We start from the raw sequence: 19,984 nt of genomic DNA, 5'->3' as shown, positions 1-19,984 counted from the left end.
CTTTTTTTATTAAATTTGAAGTTACCAATTTAAAAAATCCAAATCATGTTTGAACAATTAACACAATTAGTGCAACAATACGGAGGCGATGCTGTGGTCAATAACAGCGCGGTTCCAAACGAACATAATGAAGCTGTAGTTGCCGAAGCCGGTAACTCCATTTTTACAGGACTAAAGAAAATTGCTTCAGAAGGCGGTGCAGAACAGTTGGCCGGCTTATTTAACGGAAGTACTCCAATAGACAACTCTAATCCGGTTGTGCAGCAAATAACGCAGCAACTGACAGGTAGTCTTGGTGAAAAATTCGGATTAAGCACTGCTGATTCTTCAGGTGTTGCCTCCAGTATCATTCCACAGGTATTGAATTCACTGGTCAATAAAGCAAAAGATCCAAACGACAGCAGTTTTCAGATTTCAGATATCATTTCAGCCATTGCCGGAAACAGCGGCCAGGCAGCCGGGATTATGGACACGATTTCTAAATACGCAATGCAATTTGGCCTGGACCAAAACGCAGACGGAAAAGTGGACGTAGCCGATGTCATCGTAATCACTAAAACCAAAGGAGGCATCGCCGGCTTTATTGGGAAGTTGCTTGGAAGATAGGTTTTTTTTAGGGTTCAGAGGTACAAAGGGACAAAGGTTCAAAGGTTTTCTCTGCGATTTTCAAAACATATAAAGCTGTCTGTCTAAGACAAACAGCTTTATTATTTTTAACACTCAGTCTTTGTACCTCTTAACTTTTGTACCTCTGAACCTCTGAACCTTTGTCCCTTTGCACCTTTGCAACTCAAAAACTTAGTACCTCAGTACCTTTTTTTTCCGTAACTTTAGATTCAAATTAAAAGTCATGAAAAACTTCGTTTACATCCTTGTCATTTTAGGTACCATTATAGCCTGCTCCACGGCCAAAACCAATGTAAGCGAGCCGGTAAAAGTAAATAATGGGGTAGCATTAAACGATACGGTACGCATTGCCAATGACTCTCTGGAATACGAAGTGATTATTATTGACAACGGTTTTAGCACCTGGCTGGCTTCAAGGGCTTATCCGCGAAATTATCACTCGCAAAGCTTTCTGGAGTCGAAAAATATTTTATACATAAACGAATGGAACAACCGTGTTTTGCAGCCACAACGTTACAATCCTGGTTTATATGAAATGAATATTAATTATAACCCTGCAATCAATTACGGGTACGAGGTAAATTACCTCATTTACAATTATATGATTTATTTTCAAAATACTTACAAACAAAAACTTTGGGGTTATGTTCCTTCCAGATAATGTTATTATATTTGTAATCATTACAAATAAAAATGAATAAATTAAAGCAACGCTGGGGAATCACCTCAAACTTCCAACTCATTATTATATTTATTGTTTTTGCCATCACCGGATCGGCATCAGCCTATTTATCCAAGCCTTTTTGTGTCTGGCTGGGAATCACCAAAGAAGATTTTGGCGGATGGTTTACCCTAATCAGACTGATTATTATTTTCCCTATCTATCAGGTTTTACTGGTAGCAATAGGAACTATTTTCGGCCAGTTCCGTTTCTTTTGGAACTTTGAAAAGAAAATGCTCAAAAGTATGGGTCTGGGATTTTTATTTAAAGAGTAAATAATTTTTATCTCTTTCTCTGGATGTAATACGTATAAAGCCACGTCAGTGTAAATGACGGAATTACATCGGTAAAGGGCAGAATTTCTTCTACAAAAGTCAAAATACCTGCTACTCTCCCCACGCGTCCCTTGTACATATACGACATTAAAAAACCGGCAAGCGGTGCCCAGACCACATCGGCAAATTCCCCGACCAGAGGAATTGTAAAAGTTAACATTCCCATTGCATCAAAAAGCAAACCCAACAGCAGCTTTTTCGTTCTTTCGTCTTTTACCATTATTTCTTCTTTCATATTTCTAAATTTAGTGCTATTTTATTTAATAATCAACTTGTTAAAGATCAGATATTTTTCATTTACAAATTGTCCGTAACCTACAATCAAATATTGTTCCCAAAATTCTGTTAGAACAGCTTACGATTTCAGCAGAATCTTTGTTTCTTTGTAAAAACAGTTTCATAAATGATACACGCAAAAAATATACATAAATTCTACGATCAGCTTGAAGTTTTAAAAGGAGTCAATTTGCATATTAAAAAAGGAGAAATTGTTTCGATCGTTGGCGCATCGGGAGCCGGAAAAACAACGTTACTGCAAATTTTAGGAACACTTGACAAACCGGAGGTAAATACAGCCTCATCCTTATCCATAAATGGCCAGAACATTTTGGAACTGCAGGGTGTAGAAACCGACAATGCCAAAGCGGAAAAAACTTTTAAGATTATCACCTGGATCACAAGTATTTACACTTTCTTATTAATAATCTTTTTATTGTTTTTCAGAAATAAAATAGAAAATGATCTTTTCGGACAAGTTACAATTGCCGTTTTATTTTTGCCTTTGCTTTTAGCAGCTGTTTTTTATAGAAATTACTTTAAGAAAAAAAGCAAACAAGACAAAATATTATCCGGTTTCAGAAACTTGAATTTGGGATTTATTTTTCAGTTTCACCAATTATTGCCTGAATTCACAGCGTTGGAAAATGTTTGTATCCCTGCTTTCATGGCGAATAAACCAAAAGCAGAAACCGAAAAAGAGGCCAAAAGGATTTTAGAATATTTAGGATTATCGCATCGTATCCATCACAAGCCCAACGAACTTTCAGGTGGGGAACAGCAGCGTGTTGCTGTTGCAAGAGCCCTCATCAATAAACCTGACGTTATCTTTGCGGATGAACCTTCCGGAAACCTGGATACCCTTTCTGCCGAAAACCTGCACCAGTTGTTTTTTCAGCTTCGCGACGAATTCGGTCAGACTTTCGTGATCGTTACACACAACGAAGAATTAGCCAATATGGCCGACCGAAAACTTATCATGTCAGACGGACAAATATTATCTTAAAATGATTTTAATTCTTTTAAGCTGGATTTATATGGTTTTCACCACCATAAATATTGGTTTTTATACCGGTAAAATAGCCGAAATAAAGAATTCAAATTTTGTTATTTACTCCATTCTTGGCCTTTTTACCACTACGCTCCTTGCCGGTTTCTGGGCAATTTTCGGGAGAATTAATATCGAATTTCATCTTTTTTATTTAGTTCTCAATATTGGAATTTATGTTAGGTTTAAAAGTGAAATTCACCTCATTTACAAATTGCTTTTTCAGGAATTACAGGCTCTGACACTTTCCTTAAAAGCAATATTATTTAGTACCACACTTTTAATTTTGTCCCAATGTGCCTCAATTCCCTATATAATCGATAATGAATCCTATTACATCCAAACCATAAAATGGATAAACGAATATGGTTTTGTAAAAGGACTTGCCAATCTGCATATTTTCTTAGCACAAACCAGCGGCTGGCATATTGCTCAAAGTGCATTCAGCTTTTCTTTCTTGTATCCCAATTTTAATGACCTAAGCGGATTTTTTCTTTTATTGGGCAATATCTTTGCTTTTCCTCATCTTAATACATATTTCAAAAACAAAGAAAGCAATCATCTCATTATTGGGCTGTTGCCTTTGGCGAATATCTTTTTCTTTTCTTTTATCAGCACACCGTCTCCTGATTTACCCATTTATATTTTATCGCTGATTCTCTTTTTTAAGTTCATTGAAAGCTATGAAAATCCGGATACTGAGACATTTAATCTCATTACCATACTCGTTTTCTTTGCTGTATTTATAAAGACAACTTCTATTGTTCTTGTCTTAATTCCGTTGGTTTTATTCGTCAAAGGTTATAAAGTTCTACTTCCCAAATTTGCAAAACCAGCGTTCATCGGCCTTGTGGTTTTAGTTCTTTTTCTCATAAAAAATACTATCATTAGTGGTTATCCTTTATTTCCTGCGCTAGCCAGTCCATTTTCTTTTGATTTTCAGATTCCGTCTGCCATGGCTCATTTTTATTATGATGAAACCAAGACAGCGGCTTTTTCACTAACGGAAACTCAATTTGACAGTTTGGGAATCTTTGAAATTTTTAAAATATGGATTTTCAGACCGGGATTACATGGCTTGTTCAATACATTAGTTTTAGTCCTTCTTATCATTACTCCGGTTTTTATCTTTAAGTTTTTCAATAAAAAACCTTTTTGGATCCTTTACACAATATTGTTTTTTCAAATGATCGTATTGTTTCTATCGTCTCCACAGTATCGCTTTTTTATGAATGCTATATTATTATTTACTTTTCTAATTGCAGCCACACTACTCCATTCACAACAAAAAATTGTTATTTCTCTCTACTTCGCTACCGGTATTTTAATAACAATCCTGATGATACCTTTTAATTTGAGTGTGCTTACCACCAATGTTCATTTAAAAAACAACAGTACCTTTTCTGTAAACGAAATAATTTTTCCGCATCAAAACAGCAAATTCGACCTCGATTATCAAAGTATGAAAAATGGTAACCTGCAATACCAATCCCTATACACAATACTTTTTTCTGGGGAACGGGAGACGGAAAATTACCTTGTGTCAACAAAGACCAGCTAAAGTATTTTGAGGTTTACTATAAAATAATACCTCAAATGCGGACCACTAATTTAAAAGACGGCTTTTACGCCAAAAACATATCAAATGAATCAAACTGAGCTTAAGGATTTTTTAGACGAAAAAGTCATTCAATACAACAATCAGGATTTTATTGAAAGCGATCCCGTACAGATTCCGCATTTGTTTACTCAAAAAGAAGACATCGAAATTGCCGGTTTTCTGAGCGCGACTATTGCCTGGGGAAATCGTAAAATGATTATTAAAAACTCGCATAGCATGATGGAATTAATGGGCAATGCGCCATACGATTTTATCATGTCGCATTCTGATGAAGATTTGGCACGACTCGAAAATTTTGTTCACAGGACCTTCAACGGAAATGATTTCGCAGGTTTTGTAAAAGGATTGCAGCACATTTATAAAAATCACGATGGCCTTGAAGCTGTTTTTGCCAAAAACCAGGAAAATGACAGCCTGCAGAAAAGCATTCATGAATTTAAAAAGATCTTTTTTGAAACAGATCACCTTCCGAGAACTCAAAAACACATTTCGGATCCCCTAAACAATTCAGCTGCCAAAAGAATCAACATGTACCTGCGCTGGATGGTACGTCAGGACACAAAAGGAGTTGACCTGGGAATCTGGAAAACTATTTCATCAGCAGCCCTATCCTGCCCTTTAGACGTTCATTCCGGTAATGTTGCCCGAAAGCTGGGCATTTTGACCCGAAAACAAAATGATGGAAAAGCTTTGGCTGAATTAGACCAAAAGCTAAGGGAAATGGATGCCCAAGACCCTGTAAAATACGATTTTGCCCTTTTTGGACTTGGTGTTTTCGAAGGATTTTAATATTTTCTCCTTTCATCCGTAAGGTTAATTTCAGCGAATGTCAGGCTGAGCGAAGTCGAAGCCCGGTTACAATTCGCATGCTCTTCGACTTCGCTCAGAGCAGCAAAATGCTATATAAATAGAAAATCAACAAAAAAACCATCATTTTAACGTACATTTGCACAAAATTTAATGTAAATGAGCACTTTCGAAAAATTCAATCTTCCAAAATCACTACAAAAAGCAATCGACGAATTGGGTTTTGTTACACCAACTCCAATTCAGGAAAAATCCTTTGCTGTGATTATGTCAGGTCGCGATATGATGGGAATTGCACAGACCGGTACCGGTAAAACATTCGCCTATTTACTGCCTCTTTTAAAATTATATAAATTTACGCCAACCAATACGCCAAAAATTGTTGTACTCGTTCCTACCCGTGAATTAGTTGTTCAGGTAGTAGAGGAAATAGAGAAATTAACCAAATACATGTCGGTTAAGACACTTGGTATCTTTGGTGGTGTCAATATCAATACACAGAAAAAAGCCGTTTACGAAGGAGTTGATATTTTAGTCGGAACTCCCGGGCGTACGATGGATTTGGCTTTGGATGCCGTAATTCGTTTTGATGAAACTCAAAAATTAGTAATTGATGAGTTTGATGAAATGCTGAATTTAGGTTTCCGTACACAATTGACAGCACTTTTGGCGATGATGAAAACCAAACGTCAAAACATCTTATTCTCCGCCACAATGACGGATGAAGTCGATGCGGTTCTGAATGACTTTTTTGATTTTCCGGAAGAAGTTACACTTGCCGCTTCAGGAACTCCACTTGAAAATATTACGCAGATTACCTATAATGTTCCGAACTTTAATACCAAAGTGAACTTACTGAAACATTTATTGGAAACAAACGAAAGCATGGAACGTGTTTTGGTTTTTGTGAACAATAAAAAGATTTCAGATATGCTTCATACCCGTATCGAAGAAGATTTTGAAGGTCAGTTTGGGGTAATTCACTCCAATAAATCCCAAAATTACCGTTTGAGTACAATGGCTGAATTTCAGGAAGGAAACCTTCGCGGACTGATTACGACTGATATTATGGCGAGAGGTCTTGATATTTCGAATATTTCGCATGTTATCAACTTTGAGCTTCCGGAATTCCCTGAATTATACATGCACCGAATTGGACGTACCGGTCGTGCCGATGCTACAGGAACTGCCATTAGCTTTATCACGCCACGTGAAGAAGAATTCAAAGTCGAAGTGGAAGTCCTAATGAATCAGGAACTTTCAATTGCTGATTTCCCTGAAGAAGTAGAAATTTCCTCTAAGCTGATCGAACCTGAAAAAGACAAGCAGCCGATTAAGTTTTTAATGAAAAAACAAAAACTTAACGGAGATGGTGCTTTCCACGAAAAAGATAAAAAGAATAAAAAAGTAAACCTTGGAGGTCCTTCCAAAACCAAAAAGAAAACGCATGGTTCTGTTAACAGAAATATGCTGAAAACGAGGGATAAGAAGAGAAAAGATAAGAATAAATAGTTTTTTTTTAAGGTGCTAAGTAGCTAAGATGCTGAGGAACTAAGATTAAAAGGCTCAAAATGAAAAATTAAATTTATAACTTAATTTCTCATTTTGAGCCTTTTTATTTTTAAGCTTAGCCTCTTAGAACCTTAGAGACTTAGTACCTGCCAACTAAATTTTCGTAAAAACCAATCCAACCGGCGAACACAGTTCTATTTTTTTACCTGTATCTGTAAGTTTTCCTGTGGTTTTATCTCTTTTAAAGATTATGATATTGTTGGTGTACTGATGGCCGACCAGAAGGTAATTTCCGGTTGGATCAATAGCAAAGTCCCTTGGTCCTTTTCCTAAGGTGCTTATTTGTTCAACAAGCTCTATTTTTCCGTCTTTTAGTATTTTATAAACCGAAATATTGTTGGCATCTACACGATCTGTTACATATAAAAACTTTCCGTCAGGCGAAATTTTGATAGCAGCGGCACCTGTACCTCCTTTAAAATCCTTGGCGAGGATACTCGTTGCGCCGATTACTTTTAAGTTTCCGGTTTTATCATAACTAAAACTTGTTAGTGTCCCGTCTAATTCCTGAACGAGATATACAAATTTCCCGTCTTTGCTAAAAGTCAAATGTCTCGGGCCGCTTCCTGCTTTTACTTCAACTGTTCCTTTTAGCGTTAGGATTTCATGTTTAGCAGTGGGATTGTATTTGTAAATAAAAATCTTATCCTCACCTAAATCATTCGATAAAACAAACTTTTTGTCCGGTGAAAAAACAACCATATGAACATGTGCTTTCTCCTGACGCGCGGCATTTGGACCTTTTCCTTCATGCTGAATTAATTGTTGTGCCTCCGTTATGCTTCCATCGGCATTTTTCTTAAATACAGCAATACTTCCCCCTGAATAATTGGCTACAATTACATTCTGAGCATCGTTAATCAAATGACAGGGATCAGCTCCCATAGCATCATTTTTATTTAAAAAGGTAAGCTTTCCAGATTTGGCATTATATCCAAAAGCACTTGCGGTACTTTGAGTCCCGTTTTCATTCACCGCATAAATAAATTTATTATCTGCAGAAACAGACAAATAACTTGGACTTAATACGTTTTCTGAGCTGTTTTTCAATTTAAATTCACCCGTAGCTGCATTAAATTCGTACACATAAATTCCTTTACTCTCACAAGTGTTGGTATAGGTTCCTACCAGTAAATTGAATTTATTCTGAGCCTGTAAAGCAGTAAAGACTAAAGTTGAAAAAAGAAGCATATATAATCTTTTCATATTTTTTGATTTGTTTTTTGAATTAGCTAAAATACTCAATATTCTCTTTTGGAAGTTCTTTTTTTGTTACAAATGAATTTACAAAAGTTACATTTTTCAAATACCTTCCTTTTAACCATACAAGTAATTTAAGAGATTATAAACGAAGGCTGTTTGTTCGTGCAAAAATTATATGAACTTATATGACTTATATGGTTTAAGCAACATTCTGTATAAATTTATATTTTTCAAGCCGTAACTGCATTTTAAACCCTTTAAGTATTTAAGCGATTATAGTCTAATGTTATTTGTTCGTAAAAAAATTATATGAACTTACATGACTTATATGGTTTAAGCAACATTCCGTATTTCGTTTAACTAAAAATTTGTATTTTTGACCAGTATCTTCACGAAATCAAACGTAGTGAAGCAAATCTAAGCCAGAATGCATTTTAAACACCCCGAAATTCTATACTTTCTGTTTTTATTGATTGTTCCAGTTTTGGTGCATTTGTTCCAATTACGACGTTTTAAAACCTCTTATTTTACTAATGTCCGGTTCCTGAAAGAACTTTCCGTTCAGACCCGTAAAAGTTCTAAAATCAAGAAAAGGCTACTGCTGGCTACTCGTCTTTTATTAATGGCTTTTGCCATTTTTGCCTTTGCCCAGCCTTTTTTTGAAGCCAAAGACAGTAAAAATGTCTCGAACGAAATGTATATTGTCCTGGACAATTCGTTTAGCATGCAGGCAAAAGGAAAGAAGGGTGAATTATTAAAACGTGCCGTTCAGGAATTACTCGAAAACACCCCGGAAACAGCACAGTTTTCGCTGCTTACCAATACTGAAAACTATTGGAATACGGACATTAAATCCTCCAAAAGTGCTCTGCAAAATCTGAAATACAGTGCAACTCCGTTCGAACTTTCATCCATAATTGCCAAAATAAAAGCGCACAAATCTGCCCATAAAAAAGATATTGTAGTGATTACTGATGCGATTGGCCTGACTGAAAAAGATATAAAAAATATTGATCCCGAAGAACAGCCTTATTTTATAATTCCTGAAGCGGAACAAAAGAACAACATATCGATTGACAGCGTTTTCATCAATCAGACTTTAGAAAATTTTTATGAAATCAGTGTGAATTTATCGGCTTACGGCGAGGATTTTAAACCGGTTTCGATGGCCCTTTACAACCATAACAAACTGATTGCCAAGACCATAATTAATTTTGACAACAAGAAAAAGAAAATCAATTTTACAATCCCAAAGGAAGCTTTTCACGGCTATGTAACGATTGAAGACAATGGTTTGAGTTATGACAACAAGCTTTACTTTAGTATTTCAAAAACAAAGAAAACAAATGTAATCAGCATTGGAGACCCGGAAAAAAGTAAGTTCCTATCGAGAATTTATACGCAGGCCGAGTTTAGTTATAATAATTATTCGCTCAGCAATCTGGATTATAACAGTTTAGAAAAACAAAATACTATTATTCTAAATGAACTGGAAGAAGTGCCACAAGCGCTTCAGACAACCCTGAAAGCGTTTGTATCGAAAGGCGGGAATTTAGTCATCATACCTTCCGATAAAAGTTCGGTCAGCAATCTGAATGCATTTCTGGGCAATTTTGGAAAAATTCAGTTTAAAAGCCTTCAGAATACCAGTAAGCTGATCACTAAAATTAACTTTGACCATCCTTTGTTTTCAGGTGTTTTTGAAAATAAAATCACGAATTTTCAATACCCGAAAACCGCGCAAAGCTTTGATATTTCAAGCCCATATCCGGCAGTTTTATCTTATGAAGACCAAAGTGTATTCCTGACAATGGTTCAGAATCCGGTTTCGTCAGTTTCTGTTTTTTCGGCACCTCTTAATGCTGTCAATTCAAACTTTCAGCAATCTCCGCTAATTGTCCCTCTTTTTTATAAAATGGGACAGAACAATCAAAAAACCGGAGTTAATGCACTGACGATCGGTAACAACCAGCCTTATTTCGTTGATGTTTTATTGACAAAAGATGCCATTTTAGAAATAAAAGGAAATGACGATTCGTTTATTCCGATCCAGCAGATATTGAATAATAAGGTAAAATTAGTATTTAACGATTTCCCTGAAACAGCCGGAAATTATAGTGCTTTTGATAAAAAAAACTGGGTAGAAAATCTGAGTTTCAATTACAAACGAAGCGAAAGTGACTTAAGCCATGCCAATACAAATGTGGTTTCGGATTTTAAAACTGCCGATACCCTTTCGACTATTTTTAACACGCTACAAACTGAGCGGACTGACAGCCAGATTTGGAAATGGTTTGTTATCTTTGCCCTGTTATTTTTAGCATTAGAAATGGCAATTATCAAGTTTGTAAAGTAAAGTTTGCACACGATTGTCATTTCGAAGATAACCACTGGTGTTAAGGAGCTACGATTCAGTATAAAATAAATTTATCTACATATGAAAATAATCATCAGAAGCGCCAAAATTATAGATTCAAAAAGTCCGTTTCACAATCAAACGACTGATCTTTTAATTGCAGATGGTATTATAGAAAAAATAGGTCCATCACTTCTTGATATTGAGGATACAACCGAAGTAAAATTCGACAATTTACATCTTTCACAAGGCTGGTTTGACAGCAGTGTTTCATTTGGAGAACCGGGTTATGAAGACAGGGAAACCATTGCAAACGGATTGAATGTAGCCGCAAAAAGCGGTTTTACGGGCATTGCCCTGCAACCCAACTCCTTCCCTGTTATTGACAATCAGTCGCAGATCAATTTTGTAAAAAGCAGAGCAAATGGTTTTGCCACGGAACTTTTCCCGATCGGAGCTTTGACCAAAGCCAGCGAAGGAAAAGACATGGCTGAATTATTTGACATGAAAAAATCGGGTGCTGTCGCTTTTGGGGATTACAATAAAAGCCTTGACAATGCCAATCTTCTTAAGATAGCTTTGCAATATGTACAGGATTTTGATGGTTTGGTCATTTCGTATTCGCAGGATGCCAATATAAAAGGAAATGGTGTTGCCAATGAAGGAATTGTTTCTACACGCTTAGGTTTAAAGGGAATTCCCAACTTAGCCGAGGAATTAGAGATCTCCCGAAATTTGTTTTTACTGGAATATACCGGAGGGAAACTTCATATACCGACTATTTCTACAGCAAAATCTGCTGCTATGATTAAGGAAGCGAAAGCAAAAGGCCTCAACGTTACCTGCAGTGTTGCCGTTCACCATTTGGTTTTAAATGATGAAAAATTAGAAGGTTTTGACACCCGATATAAAGTTACGCCGCCTCTACGCGCTGAAGCGGACAGAATTGCTCTTGTTGCTGCCGTTTTGGACGGAACAATCGACATGATTACTTCAGATCACAATCCGATTGACATTGAGTTCAAGAAAATGGAATTTGATACGGCTAAAAATGGTACCATTGGACTCGAAAGTGCTTTTGGTGCTTTGCTGACGGTATTGCCTTTAGAAACAGTAATTGAAAAACTGACTTCAGGAAAAACTGTTTTCGGAATTGAAAATAGCGTGATTGCTGAAGGTTCCAAAGCTAATTTTACGTTTTTCACCACCGAAGGAAAATCCACTTTTACAAAAGAAAATATTCTTTCGAAATCTAAAAATTCTGCGTTCTTAGGAACAGAAATTAAAGGTGCTGTTTACGGAATTTTAAATCAAAATCAACTTGTTATCACAAAATAATCACATGAATAATTCAATCGAAGAGGGAAAAACTGCTGCAATTACCAGCTACATTTTAATTGTAGGCGTACTTATTGCGATGTCCATGAACTCTGAAAATAAAAATAGTTTTGCCTCTTTTCACATTCGCCAGGCTTTAGGATTGTCGCTGGCTTTCATTTCATTTGGAGCCATTATCAGCAATTTTGATAGCTTTTTCATCACTTTCCCGATGTGGATCTGCATCTCCGTTTTATGGAGTTATGGTATTTTTAGCGCGATTCAGGGACAGACAAGACCGATTCCTTTAGTAGGAGGGCTTTTTCAGAAATGGTTTAGATCCATCGGATAGGAAAATTCCATTTTTTTTAAATTCCAAATTCCAAACCTCTGATAGAGATTACCCAAAGAAAACTCAAAACTCATAACTCATCACCCAAAACTCAAAACTCATAACTTTCACAAGAAATGAATCTATCTTTAGAATATAAAATACAGGAACCAAAAGTTATCTTAGACAAAAATCCCGTTTTACTTTTATTACACGGTTATGGCAGCAACGAGGCTGATTTGTTTTCGTTTGCAACAGAACTGCCGGACAATTATTATGTGATTTCAGCAAGAGCGCCTTATGATTTGCAATACGGTGCATATGCCTGGTACGCGATTAACTTTGATGCAGATCAGAACAAATTTTCAGACAATGAACAAGCAAAAACTTCACGTGATGTAATCGCTGGATTTATCGATGAATTAGTAGCGAATTATCCTATCGATCCAAATAATGTGACTTTAATTGGCTTCAGTCAGGGTTCTATTCTGAGTTATGCCGTAGCGCTTTCGTATCCTGAAAAAATTCAGAAAGTGGTTGCGATGAGTGGTTATTTTAACGAAGAGATCATCAGGGAAGGTTTTGAACAAAATGACTTTACAAACCTGAAAATATTTGCTTCTCACGGAACTGTCGATCAGGTTATTCCGATTGACTGGGCGAGAAAAACACCGGCAATTTTAGAAAAATTAAATATTCCGGTTACTTACAAGGAATATCCTGTTGGTCACGGAGTTGCACCTCAGAATTTCTTTGATTTTAAGCAATGGTTAGAAATGAAGTAATATTTTTATTATAGGATTAAAACTACATTTTTAGTAATTTTACATTTTTTAATTTACAATAATTAAATGTAATGAATTCTAATAAAATAATATTATATCCTAAAATAGAAGATGTCTTTAGCGATACAGAATTGGGCATGTATTTTAAACCTCTCCTAACTGTAACTACATCAATTTCCAATAAAATTTATAATATCCATATAATTGGAAGTGATGGACTCGTTTGTGAAAAAAATATAAAATATTCTGAATCTTATTTTTTTGGCTTTAAGTATGACAATGGTACTTATGATTTTTTAGGAAGTTTAGAAGTCTTTAAAGAGTTTGATAAAGTACCGGACCTATATCATTTTTTAGAAAAAGACTTTATGGCTAATAAAGATTCATATTTAAAAAATAAAAGAGGTGTTTCTAAATATTTAGAAGATATTAAACTTGAGCTGGAAAAAGTCTCAAAATTTAATGACTTTTCAGATGCGGAATATTATGCACAATTTTATAGTTTTGAGTTTACAAAATATTATTATGAAAAATATGGAAAACACAATCATATTTCAGTTGTAACGGAAAATTATGGCAAAAATACTGATTCAGTACTTCTTAATGATGGATTATCAATTTTAGATGAATTCTTTCTTAATTTAGAATATAACTTAGAAAATAATTATGACATAAATGAAGAAATGTATGTTTTAGGAATTCATGCAGAAAGATTCTTATCAATAATTAGAGGAGGCACTATATTAGCTCTTTTAGATAAATCTAAAGACATTGTCTATATACTTGAATACAGTTAGGAAAAATAAAAAATTCTATATAATTGTAGTCTTCCGTTTCAGTCGCAACCCTAATTCTTAGTCTCAGTATTCAGACTGAAAACTGAGACTGAAAACTGTAAACTTTATTTCTGGTACAGCAATGACTGGTTTACTTCAAAACTAATGCTCTCATCATCGGCAACAAAGTATTTCAATAACACTTCTCCCCAATATTCGCCATTGCTATAATCTGCAACAATCCATCTGTGGTTGAGTATTTTAACTTTATTGATGATGAATTTTTTACCTTCAATTTTGTCCTGTCCTGTGTACGGATTTCCGCTTGGATTGGAATTATAGTCCAGTAATTTTTCGGTTACCACCGGAATGAGTTTTTCGTAAAGAATAACTTTTCCACCGGAAGCGCTGTTATCAAAATAGTTTTGCGCATTTTCGTTGTTTTCAAGGGAAAAATAATTCGCCTCTGTCAGTTTTGTCGTTACCAGATTTATGCTGTCTCTTAGCTTTTTGGTTGTTTTAGCATATCTTTCCTGCCCGAATTTCACTTCGCGGCTGTAAAACATATAGGTAAAAACATTCATTAATATCGCAAGGATAAAAAGATAAAGCATTAAGGATTTTTTCATTTTTGGAATATAATTAAATTGTAATTTCTAAATTATCGTAAGCCAGAAAAACATTTTCAGGAAGCTGTCGCTGCACTTCTTCGTGAAAGCCCAACACATGGCTGATGTGTGTTAAATAGGCTACTTCAGGTTTTACCAAATCAATAAAATCGAGAGCTTCCTGCAAGTTGAAGTGGGTATCATGAGGTTCTACACGCAAAGCGTTGACAACCAAAACTTTCAGGTTCTTCAGCTTTTTAACTTCGGTTTCGTGAATGGTTTTCACGTCTGTGAGATATGCAAAATCATCAATTCGATATCCGAAAACCTGCAAGTCGCCATGCATTACATTTACCGGAATTGCTGTTTTATCACCAATAGCAAAAGGTTCATCGTTTTTAACTTCGATAGTTTTTACGCTTGGAGCACCCGGATATTTGTTGACGGTTTCGAAAACATATTCAAAACGCCGTCTGAGATTGTCTATTACGCGCTGATGTGCATAAACAGGAATTTCACCCTGCCTGAAATTAAAAGGGCGGATATCGTCTAAACCTGCCGTATGATCGGCATGTTCATGGGTGAATAAGATAGCATCCAGTTTCCGGCATCCGCAGGAAAGCATCTGCTGCCTGAAATCAGGCCCGCAATCTATGACATATGAATGCGTGTCCCACGTGATCCAGATGGACACGCGGAGCCTTTTGTCCTTAGCATCAGTGCTATTACAAACAGGATGGTCGACCCCAATAATTGGGATGCCTTGAGAAGTACCAGTACCTAAAAAATAGATCTTCAATTGAACTTAATTTTTTTACAAAAATAGGATTATTTCTCTTTCATTAGAAGCCTAATTTGCTAACTTTGTAACAAATCTATTTAAAATAAAATGGGTACAGAAATAAAACTCAAAGGTGACAAGGTCATCGAACAGATTCCTTCTATAAAAGACAAAGCGTTACGCATTAATTTAAACGAGAATATTTACGGAACATTTGCTGAAATCGGCGCCGGACAGGAAACGGTCAGGCATTTTTTCAGATCCGGAGGTTCATCGGGAACAATTGCAAAAGCGATGTCTGCCTATGACAAAGATTTTAGTGATGCTGTTTACGGAATTGAAGGCGACGGAAGATACGTAACAGAAAACAGGCTTAAAAAGATGTTAACTTTCGAAGGCGAACTTATCGAAGAACGTCTGAGCCGCGAAAAACACCCCAACAAACTTTTCTTTAGCTACGCCAATACTGTTGCTACTATAGATTTTGCAAAACAATTTAAAGGTCACGGCTGGGTTGGAATCCGATACCAGATAGAACCGGACGAAGCTTACAACGAAATTATTCTTCACATTCGTTTTAAAGAGACTGACGCAAGACTGCAACAGGAAACACTCGGGATTTTAGGTGTAAACCTAATTTACGGCGCTTTTTACAAATACAACGATCCAAAACGATTACTTCGTTACTTATACGATCACTTAGACAAAGACCAGCTTGAAATTGACACCATTAACTTCTCAGGACCTCGTTTTGCAGATGTTGATAATCGTCTGATGAGTTTGCAACTGGTTAAAAACGGAATGACAGATGCCGTAATGTTTAACCCTGAAGGGAAAAATGTTCTACCGGCTGCTGTTTTATACAAAAAAAATCTGCTTGCTTTCCGAGGAAGTTTTCGTCCAGTTACGAATGTAAACCTTGACATGTACGAGAAATCATTAAAAATGTTTCTTGATGAAAACAAGGTTGAAAAAGACAATACTTTAGTCGTTTTTGAAATTACTCTTTCCAATTTACGTTCTGACGGGGAAATTGATGAACGTGATTTCATGGACAGGGCAGAATTGCTTTGTTCGTTAGGGCAAACGGTTATGATTTCTAATTTCCAGGAATATTATAAAGTAGTAGAATATTTTGCCAATTATACCAAAGCCAGAATGGGATTGGCAATGGGAGTAAATAACTTAATTGATATTTTTGACGAGAAATATTACCGTCACCTGAGTGGTGGCATCCTGGAAGCTTTCGGAAAATTATTCTACCGCGATATGAAGGTCTTTTTGTATCCGATGCTGGGTGAAAATGGAGAAATTATTACTTCCGAAAATCTAAAAGTACATCCTAGAATGAAAGAATTATATAAATTCTTTAAGTTCAATGGAAAAGTAGTCGACATTGTAGATTATAACCACGAAATATTAAATGTATTCTCACGTGAAGTCCTGAAAATGATCAGTCAGGGAAAATCAGGCTGGGAACCTATGCTGCCTTCCGGAGTTGCAGAAATCATAAAAGAACACCACCTTTTCGGCTATCATCCGGAAAAAGAATTAGAACAAAATACTTAATTCAAAAAGCCCTTGTTTGGGGCTTTTTTTGTTTCAGGTTTAAAGTTTCAAGTTCCAGGTTCTGAAGTAAGTAAGATTTTACCGCAAAGCACGCAAGTTTCTTAGAAGGTATTTAAATACGCAAAGTTCGCAAAGCTATATGGTTGATCAAGCTTTGCGAACTTTGCGGTTTCTTAGTGTGCCTTGCGGTTAAAATTTACACTTCAGGATAAAACTTGAAACCTGAAACTTGAAACTTTAAACCTGAAACAAAAAAACTACTTCAAAATCTGTGCTGCGTGTTCTTTTGTTTTTACTTTTTCGATTACTTCGTCTATGATTCCGTTTTCGTCAATTACAAAAGTGGTTCTGTGGATTCCGTCATATTCTTTTCCCATGAATTTTTTAGGCCCCCAGACGCCGAATGCATTGATTACTGATTTGTCCTCGTCGGCAATTAACGGGAAAGGGAATTCGTATTTATCTTTGAATTTTCCCTGTGCTTTCTGACTGTCGGCACTTACACCCAGAAGTTCATAGTTATTTGCTTTAAAACGCTCAAAATTATCTCGTAAGTCACATGCCTCTGCTGTACAACCCGGTGTACTTGCTTTTGGATAAAAGAAAACAACCAGTTTTTTTCCGGCGTAATCTTCCAGTGTATGTACTTTTCCGTCCTGGTCTGTTCCTGAAAACTGCGGGGCTTTGTCGCCTTTTTTTAATGTTGTCATTTATTTTGAATTTTAGATTTTAGAGTAAAGAATATAGAATATAGAGTGTAGAATATAGAGTAAAGAGTATAGATTTGTTTTTGGATTTATATTTGAAACGCATAACTTGTAACGTGTAACTCATAACTTATAACTTATAACTTATAACTCACAACTCACAACTCATAACCCACAACACATTACTCACAACTTCCTGCTTTTAACTTATAATTCATTATTTTTACAGGATTAAAAATACGGAAATGAATAAAGAAGCCCGCGTACAATTTGTTATAAATACGTTAAAAGAACTCTACCCTACTATACCTGTCCCTCTTGATCACAAAGACCCTTATACCTTATTGATTGCTGTTTTATTATCGGCACAATGTACCGATGTGCGTGTGAATCAAATTACGCCTATCCTTTTTGCGAAGGCTGATAATCCGTATGATATGATAAAAATGTCAGTGGAAGAAATTAAGGAAATTATTCGCCCTTGCGGACTGTCTCCGATGAAATCTAAGGGAATCTATGGTTTATCGCATATTCTTATTGATAAACATGAAGGAAAAGTACCGCAGAGTTTTGAGGAACTTGAGGAATTACCTGCTGTTGGACATAAAACCGCAAGCGTTGTGATGTCGCAGGCTTTTGGGGTTCCGGCTTTTCCGGTTGATACACACATTCACCGACTGATGTACAGATGGAATCTTTCGAATGGAAAAAATGTGATACAAACAGAAAAAGATGCCAAAAGATTGTTTCCAAGGGATTTATGGAATGACCTGCATTTACAAATTATCTGGTATGGCCGTGAATATTCTCCTGCCCGTGGCTGGAGTCTGGAAAAAGATATTATTACAAGAACGATTGGAAAGAAATCCATTATCGATGAAATGAGTAAGCTGAAGTAATTCCTAAAAAAGAAATTAATTGCTAAAGAATTTTCATTACGCTTTATATAATTGTCTTTATAATAAGCAAAGGCGCAAAGAAACCTTTGCACCTTTGTAACTTTGTAACCTTATAACTTTATAACCTCAACAACCTACATTCCGGCTTTTAAGGAATTATATTCCGCTGTCATATCAAGTGATCTGTAAACGCCTAAAAGTGTCTTTGCAACGGATTCATTTTTAGGTTCAATAAGAAGTGCTTTTTTAAGATAAGGAATAGCACTTCTGGTAATATCATCTTTTTTAGCATTTAATTTATCGTATTGCTGCATTTCTTTTGGAGTGGTTCCTAAAGCAGAAATTTCTTCGGCCAAAGCCTTTTTTAATTCCAGTTTTAAGTATGCCAGATTAACGTAGGCATCAACACAGTTAGGATCAATTTCCAAAATACTATTATAGGTGGCTTCTGATTTCACAAAATCTTTTTTCTCCAGATACGAATAAGCCAGGTTTTTATTGACCTCTATCTTTTTTGAAGGAACAGATTCTGTTCTTGGTTTCTCATAAAGCCCGGCATCAATAGCTGATTGTCTGGCTTTTGGTGAAATAAAGGTATCTTCTTCTTTTGTTTTTTTATTCGTCGCATAATAAACAATTCCTTTTCCCGAAAAGTTGATTTTCTTTAACTGCTCGTAATATTTAATTGCCGAATCATAATCTTCTGCATTTATAGAGGCTGCAGCTGCGTTGTATAAATTCAGTGTGTCCTTTTTATCAAACAGATACACCTTAAAGCTCTTTTCCGCACTTTCTTTAAACTTGCCGGCCTTAAAATCATTCATCGCGCCATTAACCAGACTGGATTTCATCTGCTTTAAGGCTGCACCGGCTTTTACACTGGATTTATATTTCCCGGATTCATTTTCGTATAACATCACATCCTGATAGGCTTGTGAAGCTAAAGTAAAATTATTTGCCGCATCTATATCTTTGGTAGCCAGATCTTTTAAAACATTTCCTTTCAGAAAATAAAAATCGGATTTGTCTTCGTCGGGGGCGTTAAGGATAAGGTATTCTGTTTTATTCAAAATCGCTATTGCGTCCTGTGATTTACCTTTTTCAAAAATAGACTGCGCTTCTTTAATTTGTGCATTTTGAGCATGCATGCCAACATTTATCAATACTATTGATAGTATTATATATTTCATTTTCATTTGAACTTAGGTTTGATGGTTAAATAGTTTTTGGTGTTTATTTCCTGAGCAATTTTCGCAAAAAAGGCTAAGCTTAAAGACATCAATATTTGAGTACATATTTTCAACTCCGGACAAGGCAGGATTTGCGTCTGGAATTTTTCTTCAAGCAAAATTGCATCTTCTTTTAATTCCGATAGCGGATTCAAAAGTGTATCAAACTGAACAAATTAATTAGTGTAGTTTTTTATCATATTAAATATTTTAAGGGGTTAAGAATCTTTGGCTACTTCTTGGACATATGTACAAAAAATATATCATTTTAACAATATTTAAACTATAAATACGTTTTTATTAATTATTTATTACAAACAATTTATTTTTAACTAAAATAAAATTAAAAACTGAATGGACAAATAAAATACAAACAATTTTTTAACTAAAAGATAACGTTCAGGGTAAAATAAACC

At 35.6% G+C, this 19,984-nt stretch carries 19 protein-coding genes and 2 pseudogenes; 15 read left to right on the top strand and 6 right to left on the bottom strand.

Translation table 11 applies throughout. The features are described 5' to 3' along the window. Window positions 1-45: 45 nt before the first annotated feature. The 3 genes from D0817_RS04000 (at window position 46) to D0817_RS03990 (ending at window position 1,623) form a co-directional block, all read left to right on the top strand. Window positions 46-606: a DUF937 domain-containing protein gene (locus D0817_RS04000; RefSeq protein WP_127337112.1), complete on the top strand. Its 561-nt coding sequence runs from the start codon at window positions 46-48 to the stop codon at window positions 604-606. Between the two features lie 244 nt (window positions 607-850). Beyond that, on the top strand, window positions 851-1,288 hold the full coding sequence (locus D0817_RS03995) for a DUF6146 family protein (RefSeq protein ID WP_127337111.1): 438 nt from the start codon (window positions 851-853) through the stop codon (window positions 1,286-1,288). Window positions 1,289-1,320: 32 nt separating this feature from the next. Next, complete coding sequence (locus D0817_RS03990) at window positions 1,321-1,623, top strand: DUF6787 family protein (protein WP_127337110.1); 303 nt, start codon at window positions 1,321-1,323, stop codon at window positions 1,621-1,623. A gap of 7 nt (window positions 1,624-1,630) precedes the next feature. On the opposite strand, the gene D0817_RS03985 is transcribed toward D0817_RS03990, so the two are convergent. Beyond that, entirely contained in the window at window positions 1,631-1,918 is a 288-nt protein-coding gene (locus D0817_RS03985) for a hypothetical protein (protein ID WP_127337109.1), read from the bottom strand. A gap of 168 nt (window positions 1,919-2,086) precedes the next feature. Here D0817_RS03985 and D0817_RS26475 point away from each other — a divergent pair. The 5 genes and pseudogenes from D0817_RS26475 to D0817_RS03965 form a co-directional block, all read left to right on the top strand. Then, window positions 2,087-2,302 (top strand): annotated as a pseudogene (locus D0817_RS26475) (ATP-binding cassette domain-containing protein); the annotation flags it as partial. Between the two features lie 213 nt (window positions 2,303-2,515). Continuing rightward, a pseudogene (locus D0817_RS26470) lies at window positions 2,516-2,965 on the top strand (ABC transporter ATP-binding protein); the annotation flags it as partial. 1 nt (window position 2,966) lies between these two features. Continuing rightward, window positions 2,967-4,568: an LIC_10190 family membrane protein gene (locus tag D0817_RS03975; protein WP_127337107.1), complete on the top strand. Its 1,602-nt coding sequence runs from the start codon at window positions 2,967-2,969 to the stop codon at window positions 4,566-4,568. 84 nt (window positions 4,569-4,652) lie between these two features. Then, a complete protein-coding gene (locus D0817_RS03970; RefSeq protein WP_127337106.1) occupies window positions 4,653-5,417 on the top strand; it encodes a TIGR02757 family protein in 765 nt (254 codons plus the stop codon). 177 nt (window positions 5,418-5,594) lie between these two features. Further along, entirely contained in the window at window positions 5,595-6,947 is a 1,353-nt protein-coding gene (locus D0817_RS03965; protein ID WP_127337105.1) for a DEAD/DEAH box helicase, read from the top strand. A 153-nt stretch (window positions 6,948-7,100) separates the two neighbouring features. Here D0817_RS03965 and D0817_RS03960 read toward each other — a convergent pair whose 3' ends face one another. Beyond that, window positions 7,101-8,213: a lactonase family protein gene (locus D0817_RS03960; protein ID WP_127337104.1), complete on the bottom strand. Its 1,113-nt coding sequence runs from the start codon at window positions 8,211-8,213 to the stop codon at window positions 7,101-7,103. Between the two features lie 424 nt (window positions 8,214-8,637). Between D0817_RS03960 and D0817_RS03955 the strand changes: the two genes are divergently transcribed. The 5 genes from D0817_RS03955 to D0817_RS03935 all read left to right on the top strand — a co-directional run bounded on the left by D0817_RS03955 (window position 8,638) and on the right by D0817_RS03935 (window position 13,796). Next, window positions 8,638-10,566: a vWA domain-containing protein gene (locus D0817_RS03955; protein ID WP_127337103.1), complete on the top strand. Its 1,929-nt coding sequence runs from the start codon at window positions 8,638-8,640 to the stop codon at window positions 10,564-10,566. 81 nt (window positions 10,567-10,647) lie between these two features. Then, entirely contained in the window at window positions 10,648-11,904 is a 1,257-nt protein-coding gene (locus D0817_RS03950; protein ID WP_127337102.1) for a dihydroorotase, read from the top strand. A 4-nt stretch (window positions 11,905-11,908) separates the two neighbouring features. Beyond that, the gene (locus tag D0817_RS03945) at window positions 11,909-12,235 is read left to right on the top strand and encodes a hypothetical protein (protein ID WP_127337101.1); all 327 of its coding nucleotides are present in this window, start codon (window positions 11,909-11,911) and stop codon (window positions 12,233-12,235) included. Between the two features lie 116 nt (window positions 12,236-12,351). Beyond that, window positions 12,352-12,999, top strand: a complete 648-nt coding sequence (locus tag D0817_RS03940; RefSeq protein ID WP_127337100.1) for an alpha/beta hydrolase — start codon at window positions 12,352-12,354, stop codon at window positions 12,997-12,999. 71 nt (window positions 13,000-13,070) lie between these two features. Then, window positions 13,071-13,796, top strand: coding sequence for a hypothetical protein (locus D0817_RS03935; protein WP_127337099.1), 726 nt, complete (start codon window positions 13,071-13,073; stop codon window positions 13,794-13,796). A gap of 104 nt (window positions 13,797-13,900) precedes the next feature. On the opposite strand, the gene D0817_RS03930 is transcribed toward D0817_RS03935, so the two are convergent. Both D0817_RS03930 and D0817_RS03925 read right to left on the bottom strand, forming a co-directional pair. Further along, complete coding sequence (locus D0817_RS03930; RefSeq protein ID WP_127337098.1) at window positions 13,901-14,404, bottom strand: hypothetical protein; 504 nt, start codon at window positions 14,402-14,404, stop codon at window positions 13,901-13,903. Between the two features lie 13 nt (window positions 14,405-14,417). Further along, a complete protein-coding gene (locus tag D0817_RS03925; RefSeq protein WP_127337097.1) occupies window positions 14,418-15,182 on the bottom strand; it encodes an MBL fold metallo-hydrolase in 765 nt (254 codons plus the stop codon). A gap of 90 nt (window positions 15,183-15,272) precedes the next feature. Between D0817_RS03925 and D0817_RS03920 the strand changes: the two genes are divergently transcribed. Then, window positions 15,273-16,733, top strand: a complete 1,461-nt coding sequence (locus D0817_RS03920; protein ID WP_127337096.1) for a TonB-dependent receptor — start codon at window positions 15,273-15,275, stop codon at window positions 16,731-16,733. A 257-nt stretch (window positions 16,734-16,990) separates the two neighbouring features. Here D0817_RS03920 and bcp read toward each other — a convergent pair whose 3' ends face one another. Continuing rightward, window positions 16,991-17,443 carry a thioredoxin-dependent thiol peroxidase gene (gene bcp / locus D0817_RS03915; RefSeq protein WP_127337095.1) on the bottom strand — a complete coding sequence of 151 codons (453 nt, stop codon included), beginning with the start codon at window positions 17,441-17,443 and terminating at the stop codon, window positions 16,991-16,993. 242 nt (window positions 17,444-17,685) lie between these two features. Here bcp and D0817_RS03910 point away from each other — a divergent pair, with 242 nt between their 5' ends. Next, entirely contained in the window at window positions 17,686-18,339 is a 654-nt protein-coding gene (locus D0817_RS03910) for an endonuclease III domain-containing protein (RefSeq protein ID WP_127337094.1), read from the top strand. Between the two features lie 134 nt (window positions 18,340-18,473). Here the strand turns inward: D0817_RS03910 and D0817_RS03905 are convergent, their stop codons facing one another. Continuing rightward, window positions 18,474-19,535, bottom strand: a complete 1,062-nt coding sequence (locus D0817_RS03905) for a tetratricopeptide repeat protein (RefSeq protein ID WP_127337093.1) — start codon at window positions 19,533-19,535, stop codon at window positions 18,474-18,476. Window positions 19,536-19,984: the final 449 nt, after the last annotated feature.

The organism is Flavobacterium cupreum (assembly GCF_003996965.1).
Classification (GTDB): Bacteria; Bacteroidota; Bacteroidia; order Flavobacteriales; family Flavobacteriaceae; genus Flavobacterium; species Flavobacterium cupreum.
The sequence above is the reverse complement of the archived record's forward strand: the minus strand, read 5'-3'. Positions and strand labels throughout refer to the sequence as shown.

Coding starts and splice junctions, on each gene's coding strand:
- D0817_RS04000 (WP_127337112.1), top strand. CDS start 46: ATGTTTGAACAATTAACACAATTAGTGCAACAATACGGAGGCGATGCT.
- D0817_RS03995 (WP_127337111.1), top strand. CDS start 851: ATGAAAAACTTCGTTTACATCCTTGTCATTTTAGGTACCATTATAGCC.
- D0817_RS03990 (WP_127337110.1), top strand. CDS start 1,321: ATGAATAAATTAAAGCAACGCTGGGGAATCACCTCAAACTTCCAACTC.
- D0817_RS03985 (WP_127337109.1), bottom strand. CDS start 1,918: ATGAAAGAAGAAATAATGGTAAAAGACGAAAGAACGAAAAAGCTGCTG.
- D0817_RS03975 (WP_127337107.1), top strand. CDS start 2,967: ATGATTTTAATTCTTTTAAGCTGGATTTATATGGTTTTCACCACCATA.
- D0817_RS03970 (WP_127337106.1), top strand. CDS start 4,653: ATGAATCAAACTGAGCTTAAGGATTTTTTAGACGAAAAAGTCATTCAA.
- D0817_RS03965 (WP_127337105.1), top strand. CDS start 5,595: ATGAGCACTTTCGAAAAATTCAATCTTCCAAAATCACTACAAAAAGCA.
- D0817_RS03960 (WP_127337104.1), bottom strand. CDS start 8,213: ATGAAAAGATTATATATGCTTCTTTTTTCAACTTTAGTCTTTACTGCT.
- D0817_RS03955 (WP_127337103.1), top strand. CDS start 8,638: ATGCATTTTAAACACCCCGAAATTCTATACTTTCTGTTTTTATTGATT.
- D0817_RS03950 (WP_127337102.1), top strand. CDS start 10,648: ATGAAAATAATCATCAGAAGCGCCAAAATTATAGATTCAAAAAGTCCG.
- D0817_RS03945 (WP_127337101.1), top strand. CDS start 11,909: ATGAATAATTCAATCGAAGAGGGAAAAACTGCTGCAATTACCAGCTAC.
- D0817_RS03940 (WP_127337100.1), top strand. CDS start 12,352: ATGAATCTATCTTTAGAATATAAAATACAGGAACCAAAAGTTATCTTA.
- D0817_RS03935 (WP_127337099.1), top strand. CDS start 13,071: ATGAATTCTAATAAAATAATATTATATCCTAAAATAGAAGATGTCTTT.
- D0817_RS03930 (WP_127337098.1), bottom strand. CDS start 14,404: ATGAAAAAATCCTTAATGCTTTATCTTTTTATCCTTGCGATATTAATG.
- D0817_RS03920 (WP_127337096.1), top strand. CDS start 15,273: ATGGGTACAGAAATAAAACTCAAAGGTGACAAGGTCATCGAACAGATT.
- bcp (WP_127337095.1), bottom strand. CDS start 17,443: ATGACAACATTAAAAAAAGGCGACAAAGCCCCGCAGTTTTCAGGAACA.
- D0817_RS03910 (WP_127337094.1), top strand. CDS start 17,686: ATGAATAAAGAAGCCCGCGTACAATTTGTTATAAATACGTTAAAAGAA.
- D0817_RS03905 (WP_127337093.1), bottom strand. CDS start 19,535: ATGAAAATGAAATATATAATACTATCAATAGTATTGATAAATGTTGGC.